The organism is Burkholderia sp. E168m23, from assembly GCF_016586125.1.
Lineage (GTDB): Bacteria > Pseudomonadota > Gammaproteobacteria > Burkholderiales > Burkholderiaceae > Burkholderia > Burkholderia orbicola.
The window spans coordinates 1-9,429 of the sequence record NZ_BCPP01000164.1 but is presented as its reverse complement, the minus strand read 5'-3'; the positions used below and the strand labels follow the sequence as shown (position 1 = coordinate 9,429).

12 protein-coding genes are annotated in these 9,429 nt (G+C 65.2%); 9 read left to right on the top strand and 3 right to left on the bottom strand.

The window, feature by feature from the left end:
- From JMF90_RS11325 to JMF90_RS11310, 4 genes are all read left to right on the top strand, one after another.
- Nucleotides 1-251: DUF971 domain-containing protein (locus tag JMF90_RS11325; protein WP_201325112.1), on the top strand; the 251-nt coding region annotated here is incomplete at its 5' end.
- Nucleotides 205-1,242: an NAD(P)-dependent oxidoreductase gene (locus JMF90_RS11320; protein WP_333966844.1), complete on the top strand. Its 1,038-nt coding sequence runs from the start codon at nt 205-207 to the stop codon at nt 1,240-1,242. The genes JMF90_RS11325 and JMF90_RS11320, both read left to right, overlap by 47 nt.
- Before the next feature lie 52 nt (nt 1,243-1,294).
- Nucleotides 1,295-1,783, top strand: a complete 489-nt coding sequence (locus JMF90_RS11315) for an NUDIX hydrolase (RefSeq protein WP_201316972.1) — start codon at nt 1,295-1,297, stop codon at nt 1,781-1,783.
- Nucleotides 1,784-1,874: 91 nt separating this feature from the next.
- Nucleotides 1,875-2,324, top strand: coding sequence for an acetyltransferase (locus tag JMF90_RS11310; protein WP_011549566.1), 450 nt, complete (start codon nt 1,875-1,877; stop codon nt 2,322-2,324).
- Between the two features lie 81 nt (nt 2,325-2,405).
- Here JMF90_RS11310 and JMF90_RS11305 read toward each other — a convergent pair whose 3' ends face one another.
- Nucleotides 2,406-3,029, bottom strand: a complete 624-nt coding sequence (locus JMF90_RS11305; protein ID WP_011694311.1) for a 2'-5' RNA ligase family protein — start codon at nt 3,027-3,029, stop codon at nt 2,406-2,408.
- A gap of 124 nt (nt 3,030-3,153) precedes the next feature.
- Between JMF90_RS11305 and JMF90_RS11300 the strand changes: the two genes are divergently transcribed.
- Nucleotides 3,154-3,771 carry a PolC-type DNA polymerase III gene (locus JMF90_RS11300; protein WP_041489536.1) on the top strand — a complete coding sequence of 206 codons (618 nt, stop codon included), beginning with the start codon at nt 3,154-3,156 and terminating at the stop codon, nt 3,769-3,771.
- 70 nt (nt 3,772-3,841) lie between these two features.
- On the opposite strand, the gene JMF90_RS11295 is transcribed toward JMF90_RS11300, so the two are convergent.
- Nucleotides 3,842-5,188: a PLP-dependent aminotransferase family protein gene (locus tag JMF90_RS11295; RefSeq protein WP_201316973.1), complete on the bottom strand. Its 1,347-nt coding sequence runs from the start codon at nt 5,186-5,188 to the stop codon at nt 3,842-3,844.
- Between the two features lie 133 nt (nt 5,189-5,321).
- On the opposite strand from JMF90_RS11295, the gene JMF90_RS11290 reads away from it, so the two are divergent.
- The 4 genes from JMF90_RS11290 (at nt 5,322) to JMF90_RS11275 (ending at nt 8,043) form a co-directional block, all read left to right on the top strand.
- The gene (locus JMF90_RS11290; protein WP_011549562.1) at nt 5,322-5,726 is read left to right on the top strand and encodes a VOC family protein; all 405 of its coding nucleotides are present in this window, start codon (nt 5,322-5,324) and stop codon (nt 5,724-5,726) included.
- Nucleotides 5,727-5,760: 34 nt separating this feature from the next.
- Nucleotides 5,761-6,390, top strand: coding sequence for a LysE family translocator (locus tag JMF90_RS11285; RefSeq protein ID WP_011549561.1), 630 nt, complete (start codon nt 5,761-5,763; stop codon nt 6,388-6,390).
- A gap of 54 nt (nt 6,391-6,444) precedes the next feature.
- Nucleotides 6,445-7,290: a PhzF family phenazine biosynthesis protein gene (locus JMF90_RS11280; RefSeq protein WP_011549560.1), complete on the top strand. Its 846-nt coding sequence runs from the start codon at nt 6,445-6,447 to the stop codon at nt 7,288-7,290.
- 177 nt (nt 7,291-7,467) lie between these two features.
- Entirely contained in the window at nt 7,468-8,043 is a 576-nt protein-coding gene (locus tag JMF90_RS11275) for a DinB family protein (RefSeq protein WP_011549559.1), read from the top strand.
- Nucleotides 8,044-8,198: 155 nt separating this feature from the next.
- Here the strand turns inward: JMF90_RS11275 and guaA are convergent.
- The coding region (gene guaA / locus JMF90_RS11270; protein ID WP_201325111.1) for a glutamine-hydrolyzing GMP synthase at nt 8,199-9,429 on the bottom strand (1,231 nt) is incomplete at its 5' end.

Here is a 9,429-nt window from a genome sequence, read left to right as displayed (position 1 = left end):
ATCACCCGGCACGCGCACTGACGCTACGCTGGCCCGACGGCGCGACGCAACGTATCGGCTATGCGCAGTTGCGCAGCGATTGTCCGTGTGCGGAATGCCGGAGAATCCGCTTCGATGGCGGCCGTATCGACGCCCGCGCCGGCCTGACGCTCGACGGCGTCGAGGCGCTCGGCTACGGCGTGCGCCTTCTGTTCGGCGACGGCCATGCACGCGGCATTTATCCGTGGCCGTACCTGGCGGGGATCGCATAGCGGCGATGGCGCGGCTTCCGCGCTCGCGCGGGTCACATGGCAGAGGCGCGTAAACGCTGCGATACTGACGCCCACGATCGTCGCCACCTACCGTGGGAGCCGCACCATGCAAACCGCAGTCGGATTCATCGGCCTTGGCGTGATGGGCACGCCGATGGCGCTCAATCTCGCGCGGGCCGGCACGCCGCTCGTCGCGTGGAGCCGTTCGCACGGCAGCGACGATGCGCTGCGCGACGCCGGCGCACGCGTGGCCGAAAACGTCGACGACGTCTTCGCGTCCTGCCGCACCGTGATCCTGATGCTCGCGAACGACGCGGCAATCGACGCCGCCCTTGCGCGCGGCTCACCCGGTTTTGCCGCCCGGGTCGGCGGACACACGATCGTCAACATGGGCACGAATGCGCCCGAATACTCTCGCGCACTCGCCGACGAAATCGCCGCCGCATCGGGCCGCTACGTCGAGGCGCCCGTGTCGGGCTCGCGCAAGCCGGCCGAAGCCGGTCAACTCGTCGTGATGCTGGCCGGCGCGCCGGAGGACGTCGACGCCGTACGCGCGCTGGTGAAGCCGCTGTGCCGCGACAGCTTCGTATGCGGCGACGTGCCGTCGGCGCTGACGATGAAGCTCGCCGTCAACCTGTTCCTGATCACGATGGTCACCGGTCTCACCGAAGCCACGCACTTCGCGCAACGCCACGGTATCGACCTTGCACGCTTCGCCGACGTGCTGAATGCCGGCCCGATGGCCAGCGACGTGTCGCGCGTGAAGCTCGGCAAGCTCGTCGCGGAAGATTTCTCGGTGCAGGCCGCGATCACCGACGTGCTGAAGAATGCGCGCCTCGTCGCCGAATCGGCACGCAGCATCGGCATCGCGTCGCCGCTGCTCGACATCTGCCATGCACTGTACGGTGAAACCGAGCGAGCCGGACATGGGGCGGCCGACATGGTCGCCGTGATTCGTGCGATCGAACAGCGTACCGGAGACGCGCGATGAGCCGCGTGCACGTAGTACCCGCGTTCGTTCGAACCGACAGGTAGGCGCGACCATGTCCGCAACCGGCACGTCCGCAACCGGCAACGCTACCCCCTTGCGCCCCATTCCCGCCGTGATCGGCATCGTGCTGCGCGAACGCGACGTGCTGCTCGTGCGCCGCGCGAATCCACCCGATGCAGGCTGCTGGGGCTTCCCCGGCGGCAAGATCGAGCCGGGCGAGCCGCTCGCGGATGCGGTCGTGCGCGAAATCGCGGAAGAAGCGACGGTCGACGTGGAAGCGCTCGACGCCTTTACCGCGCTGGACGCGTTCGATTACGATGCGCACGGCGTCGTGCGCCAGCATTTCGTCATGGTCGCCGTGCTGTGCAGATGGCTGCGCGGCACACCGGCCGCCGGCGACGATGCGCTCGACGCGCGCTGGTTCGGCATCGACGAACTCGACCGCGACGATTTGCCGATGAGCGCCGGCGTGCGCGACATCGCGCGGCGAGCGATCGAGCGGGCGGCGGTGCCAGGCAACGCGCGACCGCCATCCGGCTGACACACCGCTGTCGCTTGCGCATCACCGCGACGCGTTCGCTCCGTCACGACGCCCGCTACCCGCCGAGCGCCAGATCACCACCCGTCAAACCATGATCAGAATCCGACAATCCACCGAGGCCGACGGCACATACGTTCTGGACATCTGGCGCAACGCCGTCGATGCCACGCATCACTTCCTGAGCGACAACGACCGTCGCGCGATCGAATCCGAAGTCGTCGCATTTCTGCCGGGCGCGCCGCTCGATCTAGCCGTCGACGAAACCGATCGCCCGATCGGTTTCATGCTGCTCGACGGCGGCCACATGGAAGCGCTGTTCGTCGATCCCGCCCACCATGGTGCGGGGGTCGGGCGGCGGCTGGTCGAAGAAGCGCTCAAGCGCCATTCCAACTTGTCGACCGACGTCAACGAACAGAACGAGGCGGCTGCGGGATTTTATGAACGGCTCGGATTCGAGCGCTGCGGGAGATCGGCACTGGATGGACAAGGTCGGCCTTATCCGCTGATTCACCTTCGTTATCGCGGTGGCGATCGGGACTGAGCCGGCGTCCCGACGAGAACGGGACGCTGTACCGGCCCGGTCCGGATGCGCTGAAACGGCACCGCACTTGCGGCATCGCGATCACCCCGAGGCGCTGCCGGTCCTCAGCGGCCAGCGCCCCAATACGTCGTAGTGCGACTTGCCGAGCCAGCTATCGATCAGGACGAAGTCGAACACGGTCCAGGTAATCGGCTCGATCCGATACTCATCGGGCCTCTGTGCGCCATACAGCAGCGTCACGTGCGGGGTGAAACTCGAGGGGAAAACAGGCACGCCTACCCTTTTCAACGCGTCTCGCAACTGCCGCCGAAAATCGATCAAGTCTTCCAGACCGGCCTTCCCCGTCAGCACCAGCGGCTGACGACCGGACCGCCTGTTGAAGCTGATGATCTTGTCGAACCTCACCGAGAAAGACGGCACTTCCATGCGATCCGCGACCGCGCGGGCTCGTGCAAGCGTAGCGCCCGGCACGTAAGCGAAGTCGCCTAGCGAGCCCAGCGTGATGTGCAGACGCTCGGTGTCCACCGGGCTGTCCTTCTCCTGCTGCAAGCTTTTGGCGACACCGGCAATGCGCGCGGCCGTGGCCGTGTCTGGCATCACGGCGAAAAAGAAGCGGTGCACGGGAGCCGGCGGCGGCGCATCGAATCCGGGTAGCGTCAGTTGAGTCACGGCAGCATGTCCGACTGGCGTGGAGCGAAATTTCATTATCGTCAATCGGTAGCCGGCCCGCTCGCTGCTCACCGCTAGACGAATCCGCCGTTCACACGCCTGAAGATGCTACCCTCTCGGCCACACTCGACACCCTCTGATGACGCCCCCGAATTCAACCATGCAAACCGTCGCGGTACTGGACTTCGAAACAACCGGCCTGTCGCCGAATCTGGGCGACCGTGCAACCGAAATTGCCGTCATCCTGCTGCGCAACGGGCAGGTCGTCGACCGTTTCCAGAGTTTGATGAATGCCGGCCGACGCATCCCGTCCGATGTCGTTGCGCTCACCGGCATCACGAACGACATGATCGCGACGGCGCCGCCGGCGTCCGAAGTCATGAAGGAAGCGGCGGCGTTCGTCGGCAAGCATGCGGTCGTGGCCCACAACGCCGGTTTCGACAAACGCTTCTGGCAGTCGGAACTCGGGATGCTCGGCATGTCGGCCGACCATGCGTTTGCGTGCACGATGCTGGTGGCGAGACGAATCTACCCGGACGCGCGGAGTCACCGCCTGTCGAGCCTCGCCGAGATGCTGCGGCTGCCGCAAACGGGTCGTGCGCACCGCGCGATGGTCGATGCGGAGATGGCCGGCCATCTGTGGTGCCGGTTGCAGCAGGATATTTCGCGGACTTACGGGCTGGATCGCATCGATCACGCGCTGATGTCGCGTGTTCAGGCGACGACCAAGGCGAAGGTGCCGATGTACTTGCGTTCGCTCGTGCGCGCGCACGCGTGAGCAATTCACGCACTGTGTAAACGCAAAACGGCTTGGCAACATCCAAGCCGTTTCTTGTACCCCGGCAGCGTCAGGCACGCTGCTTCATCAGCCCGGCCAGCAGTGTCAGCGCTTCCGTCAGATCGTCGAACGACGGGCCGCCGAGGCAAAGTCGAATCCCGCTCGCCCGATCTTCCGGGTTCACCATCATGGATTCCGGAGGAGTCAACTTGATACGCATCGCCGCGGCAGCGGAGGCGAAACGAATGGCGGCGTCACGCTCCATCGGCAGCCACGCGTTGTAGGCGCCGGGATGCGAGACCAGTTCGCCCGCGCCGAGCAGCGCGATGGCCAGACTGGATCGACGCCGCGCCTCATGGTGCAGGTCCCGCTGGATCGATGAGATGACGTCGGCGGCCAGCCATTCCTCGATCACTGCGCAAGAGAGCGGCGACGGCGCCATCGGCAGGTCCCGCAGCGCGTCTTCCGCGGCATCGTCGAATCCGACCGGCAGTGCGAGCACGCCGATCTGCAAACCGGGGCCAAGCGATTTGGACAGCCCGTTCACATGAAAGGTGATCTCGGGCGCCAACGCCGCAAGCGGCGGCGAAGCCGATTCGGCCGGCGCATAGACGCCGTCCTCGATGATCCACGCGCCCGCCCGGCGGCAAATATCCACGATGGCCTGCCTGCGTTCCGTGCTCATTGTCGCGGTGGTCGGATTGTGTAGCGTCGGTGTGAGATAGACCGCCTGGTTGCCGGTCGATGCGGCGCCGTCGAGTGCGTCCGCCAGTGCCTCCGGCGCCATCCCTTGCGCGTCGGTCTCCATGCCGCGCATCCGATATCCGTTGCGCCGAGCCAGCGCGATCGCGCCCGGATAGGTGATCCGCTCGGTCAGAAGCAGCCCTTGCGAGCCGCACGCAAGATCGAAGGCCAATGACAGCGCCTGGCGGGCGCCGCTCGTGAGCACCAGATGCGACGGTTCCACCATCAGGCCCAGCGTTTCGAGCCAGCGGGCCAGCACACGTCGGTGCTCCATATGCCCGGCGGCCGGTGCATAGAGATTGAGATGGTCCGCATCGATCTTGCGTGCGATCCCCGTCAGTGTTCGCGCCAGCAAGCGCGCGTCGAGCATGGCTGGCGGCACATTGGACGAAAGGTCGATCTGGCGATCATGGTGCGCCTGGCGGATCGCCACAAAGGTTCCGCGCCCCTTGATGCTGCGCGTCAGGCCTCGCCGTTCAAGCGCGGCATAAGCCTTCGTCACCGTGCCAAGCCCGATCCCCAGTTTCAACGCGAGATCGCGATGAGCGGGCAGTCGGTCGCCTCCCGTCAGCCGCCCTTCGACGATGTCGTCGGCCAGGGCGAGCACCAACCGCTCGGCGGTATTCGCATCGATGTCGGCAAGCCGTGGTGACCAGGGGGATCGCAGGAGCATGTTTGCCGCCCAGATATTAGTGTCACGTGACACTATTTATGAAAACAACAAGCGTAACATGCGCGATGTGATCGGATGAAGTCATGCATTTCTGGAGGCGCCTGATCGCCATGACGGGCGCGTGGAGAGTCGAATGTTCAGCCATGTAACCGTTGGCGCGCGTGATCTTGGGCGGGCAGGCCGTTTCTATGACGCGGTGCTCGCTCCGCTCGGACTGAAGCGTCGCGTCGTCACGTCCGATGGCGGGCCGCCGGCCCTGTGCTGGGTAACCGGTCAAACGCCGCTGCCGCGCTTCTATGTCTACCTTCCTTACGATGGCAAGCCGGCGACCATCGGCAACGGCAGCATGGTCGCCTTTCTCGCCCCGTCGCAGGAAGCCGTGAACACGGCCTACGCGAAGGGTCTCGAGCACGGCGGGACGGACAACGGTGCGCCCGGGTTACGCCCCCGCTACGGTGACGGCTACTACGGCGCGTATCTGCGCGACCCTGACGGGAACAAGGTCCATATCGTTCATCGCGGGGATCTCCAGCCGTGACGCTGGAGACACTCGCCTCTCTGGAGAACCTCGAATGATCGCCAGTCAGATCGCACTCGTCTACGGCACCTATCTCGTCGCCACAGCCAGCCCCGGGCCGAGCAACATGGCGATCATGGCAACAGCGATGCGTGACGGCCGTCTGCCGGCCCTCGTGCTGGCCGCCGGCGTCATCACGGGCTCGCTCTTCTGGGCGATCCTGGCGGCGACCGGCGTTTCCGCCGTGCTGGCGGCCTATGCCGAGGCACTCGTCGTGATCAAGATGGTTGGCGGTGTCTATCTGCTCTACCTGGCGTTCCGCACGGGCAGGTCGGCGCTGAAACCGGGCCCCGGCTTCGCGAAGATGGAACCCGGACGCCCGACACCGCCCTATCGGCGACTCTACCGTCAGGGCATTCTCATGCATATCGGAAACCCGAAGGCGGTTCTGGCCTGGATGGCCATCATGTCCCTCGGGCTTCAGGAACACGCGTCCGGCGGCACCTTGCCGGCGATCATCGGCGGTTGCGCGCTCCTCGGCGTCATCGTGTTTGGCGGTTATGCGGTCCTCTTCTCGACCGCTCGGATGATCGCCGTGTATGCCCGCCTCCGGCGCTGGATTGAAGGCACGCTATCCGCGGTGTTCGCCGTTGCGGGAGTCAACCTGCTTGCCTGGCAACGTTGATATCCCGGCTCGCCGGCGCCGTCACGAACTGATCTGAATTGAAAGAGCGATGTCATGAGCTTTGCGATCCATATGGTCGACGTCTTCGGCGCCGAACCGCTTTCGGGCAATCCGCTGGCGGTCGTCATCGGTGCCGACGCCCTGGCAACGGATGACATGCAGCGGCTGACGCGGTGGTTCAACCTGTCCGAGACCGCGTTTCTGTTGCCGCCCACGCATCCCGAGGCGGACTACCGGGTCAGGATCTTCACGCTGGACAGGGAGATGCCTTTTGCCGGGCACCCGACGCTCGGCAGTTGCCATGCGTGGCTCTCGACTGGCCGCGTGCCGAAGCGCGCAGCGGAAATCGTCCAGGAATGCGGAGTCGGGCTGGTTCCGATCCGACGCGATCACGAGCGGCTTTCGTTCGCCGCCCCGCCGCTGATCCGCTCCGGCGCGCCGACCCACGATGAATTGGACCGGGCTCGGCGACTGCTGGGGATCGAATCCGGCGATATCCTGGATGCCGCCTGGATCGACAATGGCCCCGGATGGCTGGGCATCAGGCTGGTATCGGCGCAGACGGTGCTTGCGCTCGATCCGCTCCGCAGTTGGCCCGGCCGGATCGATGTCGGTGTGATTGGCCCTCATGCAACGGGCGGCGATGCCGCCTTCGAGGTTCGCACGTTCTTCAGCGACCATCTGGGCGCTATCGTCGAAGACCCGGTCACCGGCAGCCTCAATGCTTCAATGGCGCAGTGGTTGTTCGCGACGGGTGTAGTCGAGGACGACTATGTCGCCGCCCAGGGGACACGCGTCGGCCGCCATGGCCGCATTCATTTGACCCGCGACGCGGCTGGCCAGATCTGGGTCGGCGGCAGGACGCGCACGCATGTCGAGGGCCGGCTCCAAGGCCTGTGAACAGGCAAACGAGAAAGCGGCAACCTGATGTTCGGGCGGGCTGGCGCACGTGACGCCCGTCCGGGTCGCGCCATACGCCGAGCAGCTTGCGCGCAGGACTACTACCGGTGTGGCACGACGACACCGGATCAACCCGAGCATTGTTCCGACGTTCGAAACCACGCAAGGAGTTTCAGCATGTCTGCCCTCCCGCAGAACCCGATTGCGCCATCCGGAACTACCGATCGCATCACACTGCCCGCCTCGGCAGCAGACACCTTGAGCATGCTGGTGCGCTACAAGTCCTGGGCGAACGGACTGACGTTCAAGAGCGTGATGGACCTACCGGCTGGCGAAGCCCTTCGGCAGAGACCAACGCGGTTCGGAAACATGGTGCATACCTTGAATCATGTCTATGTAGTCGACGACATTTTCAGACATCATCTGCAAGGAAAGAAGCACACCTACACCTCGCGCAACACCGACCACACGCCTGCAGTTTCCGATCTCTGGAACGCGGTTCAGGAAATGGACCGCTGGTACGTCGAGCTTGTCGACAACTGGTCGGACGAGGATCTCGCGACAGCCATTCGTTTCGAGTTTGTGGGTGGGGGAGAAGGCGTCATGACCCGCGAGCAGATCGTGCTGCATGTCGTCAATCACGCGACCTATCACCGCGGCTTTGTCGGCGACATGATGTATCAGGTGCCTTTTGTGCCGCCGTCAAATGATCTTCCGGTATTCATCAGGGATCACTATCGCGACGCTCGGTGAGCGCCCGGTCGCTGGCCCGGCGCTCACCCGCCACTTGTCTCGTCCGACGCCAGCCTGTTCCGCCGGACGCCGGCCGCCATCGATAGCCGCCGCAACACATTGCTTCGTTACCGCAGTTTTTCGATGGCTGGCGCTAGTCCCCGAAGGACGTCAATTCACTCCCACTCGATCGTCGCCGGCGGCTTCCCCGAGATGTCGTACACGACCCGATTGATCCCGCGCACTTCGTTGATGATGCGATTCGACGCGCGACCGAGCAGCGCATACGGCAGATGCGCCCAATGCGCAGTCATGAAGTCGGTCGTCTGCACCGCGCGCAGCGACGTCACGTAGTCGTATGTCCGCCCATCGCCCATCACGCCGACCGACTTGACCGGCAGGAACACCGCGAACGCCTGGCTCGTCAGGTCGTACCAGCTCTTGCCGACGTCGGCCTCGCCGCACAGGCCGGCAGCCGCGTCCTGCGCGGTCGCGGTCGTGTTGCGCAGTTCCTCGATGAAGATCGCGTCCGCGCGGCGCAGCAGCTCCGCGTATTCGCGCTTCACTTCGCCGAGAATTCGCACGCCGAGGCCCGGGCCCGGGAACGGATGGCGGTACACCATCTCCGGCGGCAGGCCGAGCGCGACACCCAGCTCGCGCACTTCGTCCTTGAACAGGTCGCGCAGCGGCTCGAGCAGCTTCAGGCCGAGCGTTTCCGGCAGGCCGCCGACGTTGTGGTGGCTCTTGATCGTCGTCGCCTTCTTCGTCTTCGTGCCGCCCGATTCGACCACGTCCGGGTAGATCGTGCCCTGCGCGAGCCACTTCGCCTTCGACAGCTTCTTCGCCTCGGCCTGGAACACCTCGACGAACTCGCGGCCGATGATCTTGCGCTTCGCTTCCGGATCGGTCACGCCGGCCAGATGGCCGAGGAACTGGTCGGATGCGTCGACGTGCACGACCTTCGCATGCAGGCGGCCCTCGAACATGTCGAGCACCATCTTGCCTTCGTTCAGGCGCAGCAGGCCGTGGTCGACGAACACGCAGGTCAGTTGATCGCCGATCGCGCGATGGATCAGCGCGGCCGCGACGCTCGAATCGACGCCGCCCGACAGGCCGAGAATCACTTCCTCGTCACCGACCTGCTCGCGGATCTTCGCGACGGCTTCCTCGATGTGGTTCTTCATGATCCAGTCGGGCTTCGCGCCGGCGATCTGCAGCACGAAGCGCTCGATGATCTGGCGGCCCTTCACCGTGTGCGTGACTTCCGGGTGGAACTGCACCGCGTAGTAGCCGCGCGCCTCGTCGGCCATGCCGGCGATCGGGCAGCTCGGCGTCGACGCCATCAGCGCGAAGCCCGGCGGCAGCTCGGCCACCTTGTCGCCGTGGCTCATCCAGACCTTCAGCATC

Coding starts and splice junctions, on each gene's coding strand:
- JMF90_RS11320 (WP_333966844.1), top strand. CDS start 205: ATGCACGCGGCATTTATCCGTGGCCGTACCTGGCGGGGATCGCATAGC.
- JMF90_RS11315 (WP_201316972.1), top strand. CDS start 1,295: ATGTCCGCAACCGGCACGTCCGCAACCGGCAACGCTACCCCCTTGCGC.
- JMF90_RS11310 (WP_011549566.1), top strand. CDS start 1,875: ATGATCAGAATCCGACAATCCACCGAGGCCGACGGCACATACGTTCTG.
- JMF90_RS11305 (WP_011694311.1), bottom strand. CDS start 3,029: ATGAAATTTCGCTCCACGCCAGTCGGACATGCTGCCGTGACTCAACTG.
- JMF90_RS11300 (WP_041489536.1), top strand. CDS start 3,154: ATGCAAACCGTCGCGGTACTGGACTTCGAAACAACCGGCCTGTCGCCG.
- JMF90_RS11295 (WP_201316973.1), bottom strand. CDS start 5,188: ATGCTCCTGCGATCCCCCTGGTCACCACGGCTTGCCGACATCGATGCG.
- JMF90_RS11290 (WP_011549562.1), top strand. CDS start 5,322: ATGTTCAGCCATGTAACCGTTGGCGCGCGTGATCTTGGGCGGGCAGGC.
- JMF90_RS11285 (WP_011549561.1), top strand. CDS start 5,761: ATGATCGCCAGTCAGATCGCACTCGTCTACGGCACCTATCTCGTCGCC.
- JMF90_RS11280 (WP_011549560.1), top strand. CDS start 6,445: ATGAGCTTTGCGATCCATATGGTCGACGTCTTCGGCGCCGAACCGCTT.
- JMF90_RS11275 (WP_011549559.1), top strand. CDS start 7,468: ATGTCTGCCCTCCCGCAGAACCCGATTGCGCCATCCGGAACTACCGAT.